Genomic DNA, 17,399 nt, shown 5'->3' on the forward strand with positions numbered 1-17,399 from the left:
TGATTTATGGGTCTGGAAAAATATGCTTCTAAACGCGATTTCTCTAAAACTTCTGAGCCGAAAGCCGGAAGAAGCAAGAGTAAAACTAAGTTGATGTTCGTGATACAAAAACACGATGCATCTCGTTTACATTATGATTTCAGACTTGAAATGGAAGGGGTTTTGAAAAGTTGGGCTGTTCCAAAAGGTCCGTCTACAGATCCGAAAACCAAACGCCTGGCGATGATGGTGGAAGATCATCCTTTCGACTACCGCAATTTTGAGGGAATTATCCCGGAGGGAGAATACGGAGGTGGTACCGTAATTGTTTGGGACGAAGGAACCTATGAACCAATTGAAGACATTAAAGGTAAAGCCGCCCAGGAAAAGCATTTACTCAAACAACTGAAAGATGGTTCACTAAAAATTAAACTCCATGGTGAGAAACTGAACGGAGAATTTGCCTTGGTGAAAACCCACGGAATGGGAGAAAATGGATGGTTATTAATTAAACATAAAGATGATTACGCTTCTCTAAAAGATATCACCAAAGAAGAAAAATCTGTTCTCTCGGGTAAAACCATTGCAGCGATGGCCAAAACTTCTGAGAAAGTGTGGGAGGATGGGAAGGCCAAAAAAATAAAGCCTGAAAAAAAAAGTCCGGTAAAAAGTAAAGAAAAGGGAGTTAGTGAAGTAGGTGGGGAGACTGAAATTGATCCGAAGGAAATCCTTAAAAAAGCGCCAAAATCTACTATTCCAAAAAACATAAAGCCCATGCCCGCTACTTTGGTTAACGAGCCTTTTGATGATGATGAATGGCAGTATGAGGTAAAATGGGATGGTTATCGGGCCCTGGCTTTCATCAATAAGCAAAAGATAGACCTACTTTCACGAAACAATAAATCTTTCAACGAGAAATTTTATCCAATCTATGACCTGATAAAGGAATGGAAAATTAATGCTGTACTCGATGGTGAAATTCTTGTTTTAAACGAGAAAGGCATTTCTAACTTTGGCGCTTTACAAAATTGGCGCAGCGAAGCAGATGGAGAGCTGGTGTTTTATGTTTTTGATTTGCTTTGGTATGAAGGTAAAAACCTGATGGATCTTCCACTTGTGCAGCGTCAGGCAATTTTGAACAGCATTCTTCCTACCGATGATGATCGTGTTCGGTTGGGAAAGGTATTCAACGCCAGTGGTATTGATTTTTTTGCAGCTGCCGAAAAGATGGGGCTCGAAGGAATTATTGCCAAGAAAATTAACAGTACCTATGCTACAGATCGCCGATCAAAAGAATGGTTGAAAATTAAAGTGCACAAGCGGCAGGAAGTGGTAATTGCGGGCTACACCAAAAATGAAGATACCTCAAAATCTTTCAGCTCACTGTTATTGGGCGTGTATGAGAAAGGCAAACTACAGTATGTTGGTAAAGTTGGAACGGGTTTTTCTGACAAAATGCAGAAAGAAATGGTAAAACAATTTGAGCCTTTGGTGATTGATAAAAGCCCTTTTGATGAGCTGCCTGATGTTAATAAACCTTCAAGATTTAGACCCAATCCGCCGAAGGCGAAAGCCACATGGCTAAAACCAGAACTGGTTTGCGAAGTAGCATTTACCGAAGTTACCGATGATGGTGTATTCCGCCACCCTTCATTTCAAGGGATGCGTGATGATAAAAAGGCTAAAGATGTGAAAAGAGAAAAGGAGATCGCAACAGAGGCCGTGGTAGATAAAGTAACCAAGACTGACGATAAACATACCAAGGCGATTAAACCACCTGCTGAAAAAGGCAAGAAAACATTATTAAACCCGAAAGACGAAACACAGGTTCGGAAAATTAAAGGGCACGAGCTCAAATTTACCAACCTGAGTAAGGTTTACTGGCCAGAAGATAAAGTTACAAAGCGTGATATGTTTAACTATTATTATCAGGTGGCCGAATATATACTTCCTTATCTAAAAGACCGGCCGCAATCGCTAAACCGTTTTCCCGGCGGCATTCACGGACCAAGCTTTTATCAAAAGGATGTAAAAGGAAAAGCGCCAGATTGGGCAAAAACTTTCCCTTATGAAAATGGTGAGGGTGAAAAAAAGGAATATCTGGTTGGTACCGATGAAGCTTCATTACTATGGATGGCAGGTTTGGGCTGCATAGAAATGAACCCCTGGTTTAGCAGGGTGCAAAGCCCTGATAATCCGGATTATTGTGTCATTGATCTGGATCCTGACAAACATACCTTTGATCAGGTAGTGGAAGCTGCACTCGAAACCAAAAAGGTGCTCGATGCCATTGAGGTACCTAGTTTTTGCAAAACATCGGGATCAACGGGAATGCATATTTACATTCCATTAAACGCAAAATACAGTTATGAACAAAGTCAGATGTTCGCTAAAATTGTGGTGAATCTGGTTCATGAGCAAATACCTGAATACACGTCGCTTGAAAGAATGATTTCTGCCAGAAAAGGTAAAATGTACCTCGATTTTTTACAAAACAGGCCGGGCGCAACCATTGCCGGACCATACTCTTTAAGGCCAAAAATTGGGGCAACAGTATCCATGCCCTTACACTGGGATGAGGTAAAACCCGGGTTAAAAATGATAGATTTTAATATTTTTAATGCCATTAACCGGTTAAAAGTTGAAGGCGATCTTTTTAAAGGGGTTTTAGGTAAGGGCATAGATTTAAAAAAAGCAATCAGCAAAGCGAAAAGTGTTTTTGGCTAAATGTGGATGAACTATTAGGTCTTTCATTATCTTTGGAAAAAAAATAAAGATGATAGCCCACCACGTTTTATTCTGGCTTAAAGCCGATACCACCGATGAACAAAAAGCTGCTTTCCGTAAAAGCCTGCAAACCCTTGAACAAATTGAAGTTGTTAAAAATTTCCATATCGGAATACCTGCGCCAATTGAAAGGGCAGTGGTTGATACAACCTATACTTTTAGCTTAATTTTGTTCTTTGAAGATTTGGCTGCACACGATGTTTACCAGGTGCATCCTTTACACAAAGCATTTCTCGATGAATTCAGGATTTACTTTGAAAAGGTAATTATTTACGATGCAAATTAATAACCAAACAAAGGCCAGATTTATCTGGCCTTTGTTTGGTTTAAGCCTTTACTGCTTTAAAAAGCAAACAACTCCCAGGTAAAATGAAACCTTAACATATTGAAAAATATTATTTGGAATAATTCTAAATAATATGATATTTGTAAATATCATTAGTGTAAATTTAACAAAGGGTTTATGTGTAAAACAACTGTATTGGCTCAAAATCAAAATGTTACCATTGCGCAATGCAATAATTGTAAGGTTTTAAATATCTGGCGAGCGGGAGTGTTAATGAATTTTTCCTTTCAGCAATTTGATGCTTTTTACCTGGCTACGAAAAAGCTGGAATTTGATGATTATCTGGAAAACAGACCAGATGGGAAGGAAGTTGTGATTCTTTCTACGCCATTTCCCGATATCAGTTTGGTTTTTACACGTAATGAATGGTCTGATTTTTTTAAAACTATAGATGAGGCTTTGTACATGAAACGGGTGTATGAACTTGTTCATGCATAAATTAAGTATTTTGTAGTATCTGCACTACTCAAAAATTAGTAATTAATTAATCGTAAAATCTGCGGCCAATTTTACGTCGTAAATGATTGCAAATAACGCAATCATGAACAAGTTAAAACTTATTAAAAGAGCAGCTGTTGATAGCCGCCAGCTTGACAGTATTAGGATCGGAGATTTTATCGCTGATGAATTTGGCAAATCAGGAAAGGTTTTGAATATTGAAAAGGTTAGCCGCCACAAGCAATCTTATTATTATTTCTATCTGAATAAAAGCAAAACCATTATGTTTATTGTTTAATTTTCTTAGGATTAGATAGCGTGATATTTCCATATTGGAAAAACATCATTTATTAAAACCCTTTGGAATCAATTTCGTATATTAATTATACTAAGGGTTTAATATGTCTACCAGTCAAGCTCATTTTTTTGCTAATCTACCGGTAAATAGAATACCGTTGCATCAGTTATTACTAAGTAAAGAACTGTTTCTAAAGGTTCCCGATGATTGGTATGTTATTATAACCGATATTAAAAATTCAACTACTGCAGTAAAGTCTGGCCTTCACCAAAATGTAAATCTTATTGCCACCGGAAGTATTGTTACGGTATTAAATATTGCGTTCAAGGCAAATTTGTCTGTTCCATTTTTTTTCGGAGGCGATGGGGCAACATTTATCGTTCCGCCTGCCATTGTAGACCAGGCAATGAAAGCATTAACGGTTTATCGTAGAAACAGTTTGCAGAATTTCAATCTTGATTTGAGAGCGGGAATCGTTCCTGTAAGCGAAATTTACCAACATGGACATCATTTAAAAATTAGCCGTTTTAGTATCTCAAAGCAATTTTCCATTCCCATCATTTTGGGAGATGGACTTGATTACGCTGAAAAAATCATCAAAGGAGAGAATTATCTTTTTGCCGATCATGATGAAGAAAACGAAGAATTAGATTTAAGTGGCATGCAATGCCGGTGGGATAAAATTCAGCCACCGGAAAATAGTGAAGAGGTGGTTACACTGATTGCTGTTGCACAGGATTGTAATAAGCAAGCCGAAGTATTTAGCAAAGTAATTGCACAGATAGATCAGACTTATGGTACTCCTGAAAAACGCCAGCCGATTTCCATTCCAAAACTAATATTCAGGACAAGTTTCAATCATTTGGGTAGGGAGATGCGACACCGCCTGGGCAAAATTAAATGGCTTGAACTGATAAAAACCTGGTTTATTAATGCTTATGGCTACATTTATTTCAGAACTGAGCGTGGTAAAAAATACCTCAACCAGTTGGTAGAAATGTCAGATACACTCGTGATTGATGGAAGAATAAATACTGTAATTACAGGAACAGGTCTTCAGCGTTTACAGCTTCAAAAAAGTTTAGATGAGATGGAGCGTAATCATGAGATTTTATATGGCATTTATGTAAGCGGCGAATCGGTAATGTCATGTTATGTTCGTGATTTGGAGGATGATCACATTCATTTCGTTGATGGGGCAGAAGGCGGTTACACTGCGGCTGCTGCAGTTTTAAAGGAGAAAATTTTTAGCGGTCAACAAACTTTCACAACCGGAACAAGCAATAAGGCTTAGATTACAAATCCCAGGCCTTATTGCTCAAAATCTTATTTCAAAATTTCATCAATCAGCTTAATTTCTTCAGCACTAAAGTGCGTGTTGTCCAAAGCTTTAATTGAATCTGTAATCTGCTCAGGCTTGCTGGCGCCAATAAGTACAGTAGTAATGCGTTTATCTTTTAGTATCCATGCCAATGCCATGTGCGATAATTTTTGCCCACGAGATTTTGCAATCTCATTTAACTTAGAAATCACATCAATTTTTTCGGGAGTGATGCTGCTCTCCTTCAAGAATACACCACTGGTTGCAACCCTCGAATCAGCCGGAATGCCACCTAAGTATTTATCAGTCAATAATCCCTGCGCAAGCGGAGAAAAAGGAATACAGCCAACTCCATTTTGTTGTAATACATCCAGCAGGCCGTTTTCAACCCATCGCTCAAACATCGAATATTTAGGTTGATGAATTAAACATGGTGTTCCATTGGCTTTTAAAATTTCGATGGCCCTTGCGGCTTCTTCCGCCTGATAATTTGAAATGCCAACATACAGCGCTTTCCCTTGTTGCACCAATAAACTTAAAGCGCCCATTGTTTCTTCTAACGGTGTCTCCGGATCGGGACGGTGATGATAAAAAATATCGACGTAGTCGAGTTTCATCCGTTGCAAACTTTGATCAAGGCTCGAAATCAAATATTTTTTTGATCCCCAGTCGCCATATGGACCATCCCACATGGTATAACCAGCTTTGCTCGAAATGATCATTTCATCGCGATAGCCCCTAAAATCTTCGCGTAAAATTTTGCCAAACACTTCTTCGGCTGAGCCGGGAGGCGGACCATAATTGTTTGCCAAATCAAAATGTGTAATGCCATTATTAAAAGCGGTATAAATAAGGTTTTTGCTATTTTCGAACACATTTACATGCCCGAAATTATGCCACAAACCCAATGATATGGCTGGAAGTTTTAATCCACTGTTTCCACAGCGATTATACAACATGTTGTCGTAGCGGCTTGCTGATATATTTTTGTTCATATTTATTTGATTAAGGGCAAATTAGTAAGTTTCTTTTCAATCTGATAATTTATTGTTCAAATGCTAATAAGATCAATTTTTTTGTTGGTTTTGAGTTGAGGTTTATCACATAATAAATACATCAGTTATTTGCTGCAATTTAATTGTAAATCGTTTTATTTGTATTGATAACTTTTAATTGGTCGGTTAAGTGCCGGCAATCTAACCCAATATTAAAAATGATGAAAATAAAATCTTTAGCAAGCCTTTGTGCCATTGCCAGCATTGGATTTGCTTCCTGCCAATCCGATAATGGAAAATCGAAAGCCGAAAACACGTCATCAGTTGATTCACTCGCCAACGTTAAATTAGTAGCTGATTCTTTTCAAAAAGAGATTGATGGCAAAAAGACAAACCTTTACACCCTAAAAAATAAACATCATGCTCAGGCTGTTTTTACCAATTATGGCGGCAGGTTGGTAAGTTTATTAGTGCCTGATCAAGATAAAAAATTGATCGATGTGGTAGTAGGTTTTAAAAGTGTGGGCGATTATGAAATTTCAGCAGAGCCTTACTTTGGAGCAACAATTGGACGTTTCGGAAATCGTATTGCTAAAGGAAAGTTTACGCTAGATGGTAAGCAATACCAACTGTTTACAAATAATGGTCAGAATACTTTACACGGCGGCAAAAAAGGCTATCAAGGAGTGGTTTGGGATGTTAAACAACTTAATGATCACAGCATACAATTTGATTACTTATCAAAAGATGGTGAAGAAAATTTCCCTGGAAATTTAAAGGTTTCGGTTACTTACACTTTAACAGATGATAATGAACTAAAAATGGATTATCAGGCAACTACCGATAAAACGACCGTTCTGAATTTAACTAATCATGCATTTTTTAATCTGAACGGAGAGGGAAGTGGTGATGTGCTTAATCATTCGGTTAAAATATTTGCTGATGAATATACGCCAGTTGATTCTACACTTATCCCTACCGGTAAAATTGAAAAAGTTAAAAATACACCTTTCGATTTCACGACTACAAAAACGATAGGCGCCCGTATTAAAGATAAAAATGAACAACTAACCTTCGGAAAAGGATATGACCATAACTATGTTTTAAACAAAACAAAAGGCATGGGAATGTATCAGGCGGCAAGTGTTAAAGGCGATAAAACCGGTATTGTGATGGATGTGTATACACAAGAACCCGGTCTTCAATTTTATAGCGGTAACTTTATGCAAAGCAAAAACACTTTCAAAGGCGGAACTAAAGATAATTTTAGGACGGCATTTTGCATGGAAACACAGCACTTCCCTGATTCGCCAAATCAGCCAGCTTTCCCATCAACGGTGTTAAAGCCAGGGCAGGTTTATAAAACAAGTTCGATTTATAAGTTTTCGAACTAATCGCGTTATTTCTACCTTAAAGATCGGGGTCGCATTTGTAGCCCTGATCTTTAAAAAAGATTTTTTAAGATAGGATCGTTATAATCTTTAACAAATGCGACGATATTATTGTATGCAGAAAATTCCTCAGCGGTGTGCATGGTAGTTAACACAACACATCTCATACCTGCGTTTTGCGCCGCTTTTACACCTTTTGGTGCATCTTCGAAAACCACACAGTCATCAAAATGAACGCCTAAAATGTTGGCTCCCTTAGTAAAAGTTTCCGGATCGGGTTTGCTGTTTTCAACATCTTCAGCACTTACAATAGCCGAAAAATAGGAACGCACATTCAAATTATCGAGCACAAAATTAATGTTAACAGGTATGGCCGCAGAACCAATTGCCATTAAAATGCCCGATGCTTTTGCCTCGTTTAAAAATTCGGCCAAACCTGGAATCAACGTTAAGTGTTTTTTGTAGGCCGATTGATAACGGTGTTCTTTTTCGATAGAGATCTGATCAATTTGTTCTTGTGAGAAATGGCCAACACCAAAAACGCGTTCCAGCAAATCCTGATTTTTGCCATACATTTCCTTTTTTACAGCTTCGAAACTAATGCTTGCACCCAAATCTTTAGTTAATATGGAGTGCCATGCATGATTATGAAATTCCATGTCATTAATCATTGTGCCATTTAAATCGAAGAGAAATGCTTTAGGTTTTTTATTCATCATAGCCGCAAAATTATCAGAATTTATCAAGGATCATGTTAAATTATTTTAATGTTTAAAATCAATCTGCAAATATTACAATATATCTTAGCAGGGGTATTTCTAAGCTTTACAAAAACTCATTTAATCAGTCTTTTTTATTTGGAAAATTTACTGACAAGTAATACATTGCGTGTAGTTATTCCAAATATAAATTTTGTATTTATGAGTTCAGTAAAAGATGATGGTGAGCACCTTATTCAGTTTTTAAACAGTCTTTACCCATTATCGAAAAAGATAGTTTCTATTGCCCGGAAAGAAACTTATCATGTATTTGTGAAAAAGAATGAGGTGATCAGTTGCGCAAATAGTGATGAGGGAGATTGCGTATTCATCATCTTAAAAGGGTTGTTCAGGGGATTTATTATTGATGAAGGTAAAGATATTACCACTTTAATTACTGATGAAAACCATATTGTTGGCCATGTGCGTAATCCAAATACGCTAAAGCCAATCTATGAAGAAAAATTTCAGGCACTCGAAGATTCAGAATTACTTGTATTGCGTTACTCGTTTATCGATGATCTGTATGTTAAGTATCCGGAAATGAACATTCTTGCCCGAAAGCTACTGGCATTTCACTTCCACCTATCTCAGGAACGTGGAATTTTATCTAGAATACCATCAGCAGAAGCAAGATACAACCAATTTAGGGCCGGAAATCCGACTTTGAAAAATCGGGTTCCCATCAAGTTTTTAGCAACTTATCTCGGAATGCGGATAGAAACCTTAAGCAGAATCAGAAAAAAAGAAAAACTGGGGTCTGCGGCCTAGTTGTTTTCATTTCGTGGTGAATCTGTTTTAAAATAGAAATAACACAGCGGGAAGAGGCATATTAACCCTAAAAGGAAACCACCTAAAGTATCTGTGAACCAATGCGCACCCAAATAAATTCTTGAAGGTGCAATAGATATCATCAAAAACGCAGACACGTAAGTAACAATGTTTCTGGTTGTTTTTGGAATGGTGTCTAAACGATCCATCAAAATGATAAGGAAGCCAAAGAAAAGCACATAAGACAATACGTGGCCGCTTGGATAGCTTTGAAACCGGTTTACCTCTACTAAGCGCACATAAAAAGTTGTCGGACGCGGACGATTGATCATGTTTTTTATCCCCAGAATAATCAAACCGGAAAGCAATATCGAGGCCATGAATAAGCCTTCACGCTTAAATTTCTGCCAGTAAAAAATAGCTGCGACTACCAAAACCGATAACAACGACCAAGGTAATTCTCCAAAGAAACTAATGGCCAGCATTAGTTTATCCAGCCAATCTGCCTGGTATTGCTGAACAAACAAAGAAGCTCTGATATCAAACGGGAGTATTGGATGTTCAGCTATAAAAATGCTCAATGAGGTAAAAGCAATAATGAGGAGCGTAAGTATGATGATTAGGGTGTTGCGTTTGATGTGCATTGATGATAAAATGAATTTCTCAAAACTATCATTTTCTAAGCATTGCTGATGATGATTTCTGCAAAATATTAATTACCTAAATTTAAAACATTGGCACCCAATGGCTCTTCCTTAATACGTTCTAATTTTTGTTGATGAACAGTAATAGTAATTTCAACTGAACCCGTACCAACAGTAGCTGCCAATAAATGACCACCATAGGCTTTGAAATTTTTACCTGTTACCGTTCCGTGTGTGTGGAGAGAAGCTTTTCCATTTTGCCATGCAATCGAGCCATTCATGCTCGCCAATTCTACGTTATCAAATTCCTTTGGTTCGTACTCTTTGGTTTTGAAATTAAAAAAGCCAAACTTTGCGTTTACAAAACCCATTCCGGAGTAGCTTGCACTCGGAATTTTCTCGATCATAGCAATGTTTTCCAACTGGGCTAATACATCATCTCCCTGTCGCAGCACCATGAAAAAACCAGTAGGTGTTTTAATGTACCGTTTGGCTGTTTCGGCATTGGTGCTTTGCGCTTTCGAGCTAAAACTTAAAATTGTTAGTGATAAAAGTAAAAAGTAAACCGTTTTTTTCATCTGAATAGGTTATTGTATGTGTTGGTAACATCTCAAACAAAAGAAAGGTTTCATGGGTGGGCTTATCAGGAAAATTCATAACGGAAAATTCATATTCCATCACGGAAAAAAGGCTTTATGTATAATCTGTTAGGAGAAATTAAATCGATTTACCATCTTCACATCAGATAATAAGGATATCTATGCTTTTATGGTTGGTAAATAAATTATTTGCCAACCGAAAAGGCTTCTCAGTCGATTCGAAAACATTTAGATCATATTTCCAGTTTAACGCTCCAACCAAAATTGTCCTCCTTTAAACGAGGAGGCAATCAGGTTGATTTATCTTTTCGTTCATCAATCCTGATCAATTTGGCCTCTTATGATCCGAAGCAATAGCAAACTGGTTACCAGGATTTTATTTGAATGTGGGTTTAAGCTACAAGAACAAGCGATTGTAATAATGTTCATTCAGTTTGTTACAGCTGAAGATTGGCAGGAAAGCGATACCTGGATACCCGGCGAAAAGCAAGATTATTTTACAACAATTTGTTTAGGATCAGTAACTACAATTTGGCGTTTGCCTTTAAATTCAGTCACTACACCCGTTACACAGATATTATTTCCCAAATACATACTTGATGGTTCAGCAGTAAACTTAGCCTGATCTTCCTTGTTGATTACAATGGTTAAGAGTTCTTTTGGGTAGGCACCTCCGAGATTTATTAAGCTTAATTTATCCAAAGCTTTGGTGCTGTATACCGAATCGCAAACGCTAACTGGTTTACCAATATACTGGGCAGCATCTTTAGCCAAAATTAAGGTTTGGGCTTTCACCATAAATGAGGCAAAGCTTAAGGATAGGATGAGAGATAACTTTTTCATAGCGATAAGGGATATTTGCTTAACAAACGGATAAACATTTATTTAGCATTGCAAAAAGTAAAATGATTTTCTTAGAAACAATGTATTATTGTAAATACCAAACCAGCCGCTTTAATCTTTTTCTGTAAAACGATCTAATAAATTCATGGTTTTAACCGCTTCATTTCCGCTACATGGATTTGCTGACTGACCAAGAAAATAAGAAACAACTTTTTCAATCATGGGTTGCTCCACATGCTGTAAAGGTGCGAAATCAATAATTTCTTCCCGTCCATTGGTAATGATTTTGATTTGATGACCAAACATCGGGAAGCTGATTTTACCTTTTGATCCATATATTTCGCAGCTGTCTTTTGTTTCGCCTTCAGCAACAGTGAAGCACCAGGTTCCATTAAAAATAACACCGCTTTCAAATAAAATGTGCCCGGTCACCAAATCATCAACACCTTCTGCTGTGGCCTGGTTTAGCGATACTCCATGCGATTTAACGGGGTTGCCGAAAAAATAAAGCATTAAATCCAGTTGATGTGGTGCCAGGTCGTGAAATAAACCGCCTCCGGCAATGGCAGGATCTAACCTCCAGTTGTGTTCTGATTTTGCAATTACATCAGCCTTTTTGCTTTGCAGCATTTTTAAATCTACAAAGCGGATATCGCCAATGACCTTTTCTTCCAGTAGTTTTTTTATTTTTAGAAAAAGCGGCTGTTCTCTGCGGTAATGTGCTACACACAATTTTACACCATATTTTTCAGCTGCACCAGCCATTCTTTCCGCGGCATCGCTATTTAATGCCATGGGTTTTTCTACGTAAACAGGTTTGCCTGCGGCCAGCGATTGCAAGGTATATTCTTCATGTTGCAGTGGCGGTGTGGCAATGTAAATGGCATTGACTTCAGGATCGTTAATTAATGCAGTGGCATCATCATACCATTTTGGTACATTGTGGCGTTTAGCGTAATCTTCTGCCTTTACAGCATCTCTCCTCATCACGGCTACCAACGATGAGTTTGGAACTTTGCTAAACGCAGGGCCACTCTTCACTTCGGTCACATCGCCGCAACCAATAATTCCCCATTTAATTGTATTCATCAACATTTTATCTAAACCCGAAGTTAACAATAGCTGCCTATTATTAAATAAAATCACCTTTTTATTACGCCATAAAATGATTGGTCGAGAGAATTAGCGGCAAACCGAGCATCAATATATGCTGAATGTCATTTCAATGTATTATTTGTAATCATTATAAATAACGTTTGTTTGAGTGGTTGTTCTTCTTGTATGTTTGCCGTTTATAATCATTCTAAATAATATGTTAAAAATTTACAAATTTTATCTTTCAACGTTTGCATTGCTATTGATGTGCCTTACAACTTTGGCGCAGGTTAATTTTGGCACGGTTAAAGGAACAATTAAAACCTCTGATGGCGTTTCTGCTGAAGCCGTAGAGGTAACCATAAAAGGAATTGCAAATACCACGGCCGACAAATCTGGTAATTATACACTTAAAAATGTTCCTGCTGGTACTTATACAGTCACTGCCAGATTGGTCGGTTTAGCGCCGGCATCAGGTCAGGTAACCGTAACTGCTGGGTCGGTTGCTGTTTTAGATTTATCCTTAAAAGCATCTAACCAACAGCTAAAGGAAGTTGTGGTGAGCGGCGGAAAGAAAAACAAATATTTCGCCAAAGAGAGCCAGTTTGTTTCGAAAATGCCGTTAAGCAATTTAGAGAACCCACAGGTTTATTCGGTTATTGCAAAGGAATTATTAGCTGATCAACTGGTAACCAATTTTGATGATGCGTTGAGAAACGCTCCTGGGATCGACAAACTTTGGTCATCATCAGGTAGAGGAGGAGATGGTGCAGGTTATTTCTCTTTGAGAGGTTTCGCTGTTCAACCAACGCTGGTAAATGGTTTACCGGGTTTAACAAATGGAAGTCTGGATGTTTCTAACGTAGAAAGAATCGAAGTTTTGAAAGGTCCATCAGGTACTTTATATGGCAGCAGTTTAATTTCATACGGTGGTTTGATTAACACCGTTACCAAACAGCCATTTGACAATAAAATGGTAGAGGTGAATTATACTGCCGGAAGTTATGGTTTAAACCGTATCACAGCTGATGTAAATACACCGCTGGATGCTGATCATAAAGTTTTGTTCAGAATGAATGCTGCTTACCACGACGAAAGTAGCTTTCAGGATGCTGGTTTCAGGAAATCAAGATTTTTTGCGCCATCCTTATCTTACAAGGTGAATGAGAAATTATCGTTTTTGTTCAATGCCCAGTTTTTAATTTCTGATGGCACTAATCCAACGATGCTTTTCTTCAACAGAAGTTATCCGTTAAGAACAACTACGCTCGATGGTTTAGGTTATGATAACCGGAAGTCCTACACCAGTAACGCACTTTCTATGAGTAATCCTGTGACTACGGTTCAGGCACAAATGAATTATAAAATTTCTGATGAATGGAATTCACAAACCATCGTTTCCAGAGGTACGGCAAAATCGAAAGGTTATTATACCTATTTATTTGAAGGCGTAGCTTCTGTAAATAATGTTCCTGTATCAGGTAATGGTATTTTTTCGAGGTACATTACCAACCAGAATTCTACAACGGAAACGACAGATATTCAGCAGAACTTTACCGGCGATTTCAAAATCGGTAACATGCGCAATAGAGTTGTTGCCGGCTTAGATTATTACCTGGCGACTTCGATTAACAATAGTTCCAATTATGCACTTTTCGGATCGGTTAATCCTTTGGTTCCGGCAGCTGAAAACTTAACCAGCCAGGCAGCAGATAACGCCATCGCCACAGCAGGCTACGGGGGTAATACCAGATCAACACAATCAATTTACAGTGCTTATGTGTCTGATGTTTTTAATATTACACCGGCATTGTCTGCCATGGCAAGTTTACGTATAGATCATTTTAGAAATGCAGGTTTAAGTGTTGCTGCTGCAAACCGATACGGGCAAACCGCATTATCACCAAAATTCGGATTGGTTTATCAGGTTATTCAAGATCAGTTATCTGTTTTCGGTAATTATATGAACGGCTTCAAAAATGTTGCGCCAATCAACCAGTTGGTTGGTGGTGCCAATGTGATTACGACTTTCGATCCTGAACACGCCAACCAGTTAGAGGCGGGTATTAAATCAGATTTGTTTGATGGTAAATTATCTGGCTCATTGAGTTATTATGATATTAAGGTGTCGAATATTGTATTAAGCACTGGTTTAAACCAATACACTCAGGGTGGCGACCAATATAGCAAAGGCTTCGAAGCGCAAATTATCGCAAACCCGTTCGATGGATTTAACATTATCGCCGGTTATTCTAAAAACAAAAGTAAGCTGACTAATGCAGGTGCGAATGTACAAGGCAGGAGACCAGTTGCCGCTGGTCCTGAAGATTTGGTAAACCTGTGGTTAAGTTACAAAATTACCCAGGGTGCTGCTAAAGGTTTAGGTTTCGGCTTTGGCGGAAACTATGCAGGCGAAAACAATATCGTAAATGACGCAACTGTAGGTGTATTTACTTTGCCGTCTTACACCATTTTAAATGCTTCAGCATCATACGCTACAGGCGCTTTTACTTTTGGTTTGAAACTGGATAATTTAACCGATAAAGAATATTATAAAGGTTGGACTACACTTGAGCCAATGCGGCCGAGAACATTTTCTGGAAGTATCGGCTACCGATTCTAAGCGAAAAATTAACAAGGTGCTACATGAGAAATCATGTGGCATTTTTTTTCGAAAATAAATGTGGAATAATGTTTGTTTACTGACGGTAGATTTAGCTAATGGCAAAACAATCAGGAGCTTAAGAATGTTGTTTAATAAAGATTCTTCCATAGGGATGGACTTTAAAATAGATGGTTATGAGAAACAGTTTTGTGGAAATGGTGGAAGAAACTGCCCGAATACAATTCAGATTATTTGAAATTGAAGAAAAAATTACCCGCATGAGACAGTGGGTAGATGAATCGAATGCGCCAATTGCGCTGAAGCATTCGGTGCTAGATGGCATAGAAAAATTAGAAGAACGTTTAATAGCAGCGGTGTATCTGAATACGATTGATACGCTGAACTAGAAATTAATGATTACAAGTTATGCCTCGAATAATCGGGGCTTTCTTTTGTTCCGTGAATTCACAAATGGATCTTAAACTCAATACGCCTAAGCAAAATGGGTTGGCAAATATTTATGGTTAAGCCAAAAAAGTCGCTACACATATATAAAACTTGTGTTACGATCCTTTTAGATAAGGAATGTAGACTAGCCTTAATTCAGCTCTTCGAGATGTTCTTCAGGGCATCTCGAAATAAATATAGCCTCGAATTTGCAATCCGATAGCATAAAACCATGTCTTGTTTAAGTGTTTGCCAACTCTGCTTCACTCAAATCTAAAGCGAAAAAACAAACGCCATCTGGATATAATGCAAACAAAAAAGCCCCACATTTCTGTGAGGCTTTCTGTGATCCCGCTGGGATTCGAACCCAGGACCACTACATTAAAAGTGTAATGCTCTACCAGCTGAGCTACGGAATCATTTTCCCTTGTTGTTTAAGGAGGTGCAAATATAGAGATAAAAATTAATCGTGCAAATGTTTTTTTAAAATTATTTAAGGGGTATTTATCCGTGTTAAAAAAATGTTAAGTCAAGTGCCTGATTTATAATTTCGTATCCGCTACGCGTGCCCCTTAAATTTTTTTTAAAAAAAAATATTACTTGGGTATAAAATTTAAAAACGACTGAAATTGTGCCTTGTGTTTGTTTTTATCCAGCTTAAAATAAAAAGCACCACGCCTCGAACTCGATTTATCTTTCTCCGTTTGTTTAATTAAAAGCCCACTGGCGGTGATTTTTCTGATGAAGTTTCTGTTATCAATAGGAGAATCGTACACCTGTTCGTACAAAGCCTGTAATTGCGGAATGGTAAACTTTTTCGGTAACAGCTCGAACAGGATAGGATGGAGGGCCGCCTGGTAGCGGATTTTGTCCATCGCCGCTTTAACCATTTCATCATGGTCAAAAATCAGTTCGGGTACCTCTTTAAGCTTAAACCATTCTGCATGGTATTGATCGTTAATTTGTTGGCTGTATTTATTGATATCGATTAAGGCAAAATATACAACAGAAATGGTACGTTCAATTGGGTCGCGGTTTGGACTGCCGTAAGAATGGAGCTGTTCCAGGTAAACATCATGCAGGCCGGTGAGTTCCAAAAGAATTCTTTTTGCGGCACCATCCAGGTCTTCGTTTTCACCAATAAAACCACCCATTAAACTCCATTGGTCTTTTACAGGTTCAATGGCTCTTTTGATTACTAAAAGTTTAAGCTGATCGCCATCGTAACCAAAAATAATGCAATCAACAGCTACCAGTACGGGTTTTTGATTTAAATACTTTGCCATTTTAAAAAAGAGAGTTTAATTTTTCATCTTTATAATCAGCGATGAAAGCCAAAATATTGCTGTATTCATCAAATTCTTCAACCTTGTGTGTAGTGGTTAACACAATACATTTCATGCCTGCATTTAACGCGGATTCAACGCCCTTTGGCGCATCTTCGAAAACCAGGCAGTCATCAGGTTCAATGCCCAGCGCTTCGGCAGCTTTTAAAAAGGTTTCAGGATCTGGCTTACTGGTCAGAACATCATCGGCACTTACAATGGCAGTTAAATAATCCCTGATATTTAATCCATCTACCACAAAATCTATGTTAAAAGGAATTGCAGCAGAACCAATTGCCATGGCGATACTGTTTTCTTTTGCCTTTCCAAGAAATTTATCTAGTCCATCAATTAAAGCCAGATGTGGGAAATAGCCTTCCTGATAACGTTTCTCCTTATCAAAAGATAGTTTTTCTACCTCTTCTACACTGAATTTATGTTTACCAAATACGCGTTCCAGCACCTCATGGTTTTTACCATACATTTCCTTTTTAACGGTTTCGTAGGTTAAGCTGGCACCTAGGTCATCATTCATAATCGAATGCCAGGCCAGGGTGTGATATTTCATATCATCGATCATGGTTCCGTTCAAATCAAAAATAATGGCTTTGGGTTTGAAATTCAAATCTTCCATAGGTTGCTAAATTATGTGATTTTTTCTGATGTAGATAAATCCGCTCAATATTAACCGAAATAAAATGATAATCGTTAGAATAACGTTAATTTATTTTTCATACTTTAGCAATCAACCAAAATA

17 protein-coding genes and 1 tRNA gene are annotated in these 17,399 nt (G+C 37.8%); 9 read left to right on the top strand and 9 right to left on the bottom strand.

Features of this window, described 5'->3' with window-relative positions:
- Window positions 1-6: 6 nt before the first annotated feature.
- The 5 genes from ligD (at window position 7) to R2Q70_RS12035 (ending at window position 5,142) form a co-directional block, all read left to right on the top strand.
- Entirely contained in the window at window positions 7-2,706 is a 2,700-nt protein-coding gene (gene ligD, locus R2Q70_RS12015) for a DNA ligase D (RefSeq protein ID WP_316807822.1), read from the top strand.
- 49 nt (window positions 2,707-2,755) lie between these two features.
- Window positions 2,756-3,052 (top strand): Dabb family protein, encoded by a 297-nt coding sequence (locus R2Q70_RS12020; protein ID WP_010602555.1) that lies wholly within the window; start codon window positions 2,756-2,758, stop codon window positions 3,050-3,052.
- Between the two features lie 177 nt (window positions 3,053-3,229).
- Window positions 3,230-3,550, top strand: a complete 321-nt coding sequence (locus R2Q70_RS12025) for a hypothetical protein (RefSeq protein ID WP_316807823.1) — start codon at window positions 3,230-3,232, stop codon at window positions 3,548-3,550.
- A 103-nt stretch (window positions 3,551-3,653) separates the two neighbouring features.
- Window positions 3,654-3,848 carry a hypothetical protein gene (locus tag R2Q70_RS12030; RefSeq protein ID WP_316807824.1) on the top strand — a complete coding sequence of 65 codons (195 nt, stop codon included), beginning with the start codon at window positions 3,654-3,656 and terminating at the stop codon, window positions 3,846-3,848.
- A 103-nt stretch (window positions 3,849-3,951) separates the two neighbouring features.
- Window positions 3,952-5,142, top strand: a complete 1,191-nt coding sequence (locus R2Q70_RS12035) for a DUF3095 domain-containing protein (protein ID WP_316807825.1) — start codon at window positions 3,952-3,954, stop codon at window positions 5,140-5,142.
- Between the two features lie 32 nt (window positions 5,143-5,174).
- On the opposite strand, the gene mgrA is transcribed toward R2Q70_RS12035, so the two are convergent.
- A complete protein-coding gene (gene mgrA / locus R2Q70_RS12040; RefSeq protein WP_316807826.1) occupies window positions 5,175-6,164 on the bottom strand; it encodes an L-glyceraldehyde 3-phosphate reductase in 990 nt (329 codons plus the stop codon).
- A gap of 221 nt (window positions 6,165-6,385) precedes the next feature.
- On the opposite strand from mgrA, the gene R2Q70_RS12045 reads away from it, so the two are divergent.
- The gene (locus R2Q70_RS12045; protein ID WP_410478380.1) at window positions 6,386-7,558 is read left to right on the top strand and encodes an aldose epimerase family protein; all 1,173 of its coding nucleotides are present in this window, start codon (window positions 6,386-6,388) and stop codon (window positions 7,556-7,558) included.
- Between the two features lie 50 nt (window positions 7,559-7,608).
- On the opposite strand, the gene R2Q70_RS12050 is transcribed toward R2Q70_RS12045, so the two are convergent.
- The gene (locus R2Q70_RS12050; RefSeq protein WP_316808055.1) at window positions 7,609-8,271 is read right to left on the bottom strand and encodes an HAD family phosphatase; all 663 of its coding nucleotides are present in this window, start codon (window positions 8,269-8,271) and stop codon (window positions 7,609-7,611) included.
- A 204-nt stretch (window positions 8,272-8,475) separates the two neighbouring features.
- On the opposite strand from R2Q70_RS12050, the gene R2Q70_RS12055 reads away from it, so the two are divergent.
- A complete protein-coding gene (locus R2Q70_RS12055; protein ID WP_316807828.1) occupies window positions 8,476-9,084 on the top strand; it encodes a Crp/Fnr family transcriptional regulator in 609 nt (202 codons plus the stop codon).
- Here the strand turns inward: R2Q70_RS12055 and R2Q70_RS12060 are convergent.
- From R2Q70_RS12060 to R2Q70_RS12075, 4 genes are all read right to left on the bottom strand, one after another.
- Window positions 9,081-9,728, bottom strand: coding sequence for a phosphatase PAP2 family protein (locus tag R2Q70_RS12060; RefSeq protein WP_316807829.1), 648 nt, complete (start codon window positions 9,726-9,728; stop codon window positions 9,081-9,083). The two genes, R2Q70_RS12055 and R2Q70_RS12060, sit on opposite strands and share 4 nt — an antisense overlap.
- A gap of 68 nt (window positions 9,729-9,796) precedes the next feature.
- Window positions 9,797-10,306: a PPC domain-containing DNA-binding protein gene (locus R2Q70_RS12065; RefSeq protein WP_316807830.1), complete on the bottom strand. Its 510-nt coding sequence runs from the start codon at window positions 10,304-10,306 to the stop codon at window positions 9,797-9,799.
- A 513-nt stretch (window positions 10,307-10,819) separates the two neighbouring features.
- Entirely contained in the window at window positions 10,820-11,170 is a 351-nt protein-coding gene (locus R2Q70_RS12070) for a hypothetical protein (RefSeq protein WP_316807831.1), read from the bottom strand.
- Between the two features lie 111 nt (window positions 11,171-11,281).
- On the bottom strand, window positions 11,282-12,259 hold the full coding sequence (locus R2Q70_RS12075; protein ID WP_316807832.1) for a Gfo/Idh/MocA family oxidoreductase: 978 nt from the start codon (window positions 12,257-12,259) through the stop codon (window positions 11,282-11,284).
- Between the two features lie 223 nt (window positions 12,260-12,482).
- On the opposite strand from R2Q70_RS12075, the gene R2Q70_RS12080 reads away from it, so the two are divergent.
- Window positions 12,483-14,888 carry a TonB-dependent receptor gene (locus R2Q70_RS12080; protein ID WP_316807833.1) on the top strand — a complete coding sequence of 802 codons (2,406 nt, stop codon included), beginning with the start codon at window positions 12,483-12,485 and terminating at the stop codon, window positions 14,886-14,888.
- Window positions 14,889-15,064: 176 nt separating this feature from the next.
- Window positions 15,065-15,277: a hypothetical protein gene (locus tag R2Q70_RS12085; RefSeq protein ID WP_316807834.1), complete on the top strand. Its 213-nt coding sequence runs from the start codon at window positions 15,065-15,067 to the stop codon at window positions 15,275-15,277.
- A 386-nt stretch (window positions 15,278-15,663) separates the two neighbouring features.
- Here the strand turns inward: R2Q70_RS12085 and R2Q70_RS12090 are convergent.
- The 3 genes from R2Q70_RS12090 to R2Q70_RS12100 form a co-directional block, all read right to left on the bottom strand.
- Window positions 15,664-15,736, bottom strand: a tRNA-Lys gene (locus R2Q70_RS12090).
- Window positions 15,737-15,913: 177 nt separating this feature from the next.
- Complete coding sequence (locus R2Q70_RS12095) at window positions 15,914-16,603, bottom strand: NUDIX hydrolase (protein WP_316807835.1); 690 nt, start codon at window positions 16,601-16,603, stop codon at window positions 15,914-15,916.
- A gap of 1 nt (window position 16,604) precedes the next feature.
- On the bottom strand, window positions 16,605-17,276 hold the full coding sequence (locus R2Q70_RS12100; RefSeq protein WP_316807836.1) for an HAD family phosphatase: 672 nt from the start codon (window positions 17,274-17,276) through the stop codon (window positions 16,605-16,607).
- Between the last annotated feature and the right edge of the window lie 123 nt (window positions 17,277-17,399).

Origin of the sequence: Pedobacter agri (assembly GCF_032678665.1) — a bacterium.
GTDB classification, from domain to species: domain Bacteria; phylum Bacteroidota; class Bacteroidia; order Sphingobacteriales; family Sphingobacteriaceae; genus Pedobacter; species Pedobacter agri_A.

Excerpts from the sequence above, each read along its gene's own strand:
- ligD (WP_316807822.1), top strand. The coding sequence starts at position 7 with ATGGGTCTGGAAAAATATGCTTCTAAACGCGATTTCTCTAAAACTTCT.
- R2Q70_RS12020 (WP_010602555.1), top strand. The coding sequence starts at position 2,756 with ATGATAGCCCACCACGTTTTATTCTGGCTTAAAGCCGATACCACCGAT.
- R2Q70_RS12025 (WP_316807823.1), top strand. The coding sequence starts at position 3,230 with ATGTGTAAAACAACTGTATTGGCTCAAAATCAAAATGTTACCATTGCG.
- R2Q70_RS12030 (WP_316807824.1), top strand. The coding sequence starts at position 3,654 with ATGAACAAGTTAAAACTTATTAAAAGAGCAGCTGTTGATAGCCGCCAG.
- R2Q70_RS12035 (WP_316807825.1), top strand. The coding sequence starts at position 3,952 with ATGTCTACCAGTCAAGCTCATTTTTTTGCTAATCTACCGGTAAATAGA.
- mgrA (WP_316807826.1), bottom strand. The coding sequence starts at position 6,164 with ATGAACAAAAATATATCAGCAAGCCGCTACGACAACATGTTGTATAAT.
- R2Q70_RS12045 (WP_410478380.1), top strand. The coding sequence starts at position 6,386 with ATGAAAATAAAATCTTTAGCAAGCCTTTGTGCCATTGCCAGCATTGGA.
- R2Q70_RS12050 (WP_316808055.1), bottom strand. The coding sequence starts at position 8,271 with ATGAATAAAAAACCTAAAGCATTTCTCTTCGATTTAAATGGCACAATG.
- R2Q70_RS12055 (WP_316807828.1), top strand. The coding sequence starts at position 8,476 with ATGAGTTCAGTAAAAGATGATGGTGAGCACCTTATTCAGTTTTTAAAC.
- R2Q70_RS12060 (WP_316807829.1), bottom strand. The coding sequence starts at position 9,728 with ATGCACATCAAACGCAACACCCTAATCATCATACTTACGCTCCTCATT.
- R2Q70_RS12065 (WP_316807830.1), bottom strand. The coding sequence starts at position 10,306 with ATGAAAAAAACGGTTTACTTTTTACTTTTATCACTAACAATTTTAAGT.
- R2Q70_RS12070 (WP_316807831.1), bottom strand. The coding sequence starts at position 11,170 with ATGAAAAAGTTATCTCTCATCCTATCCTTAAGCTTTGCCTCATTTATG.
- R2Q70_RS12075 (WP_316807832.1), bottom strand. The coding sequence starts at position 12,259 with ATGAATACAATTAAATGGGGAATTATTGGTTGCGGCGATGTGACCGAA.
- R2Q70_RS12080 (WP_316807833.1), top strand. The coding sequence starts at position 12,483 with ATGTTAAAAATTTACAAATTTTATCTTTCAACGTTTGCATTGCTATTG.
- R2Q70_RS12085 (WP_316807834.1), top strand. The coding sequence starts at position 15,065 with ATGAGAAACAGTTTTGTGGAAATGGTGGAAGAAACTGCCCGAATACAA.
- R2Q70_RS12095 (WP_316807835.1), bottom strand. The coding sequence starts at position 16,603 with ATGGCAAAGTATTTAAATCAAAAACCCGTACTGGTAGCTGTTGATTGC.
- R2Q70_RS12100 (WP_316807836.1), bottom strand. The coding sequence starts at position 17,276 with ATGGAAGATTTGAATTTCAAACCCAAAGCCATTATTTTTGATTTGAAC.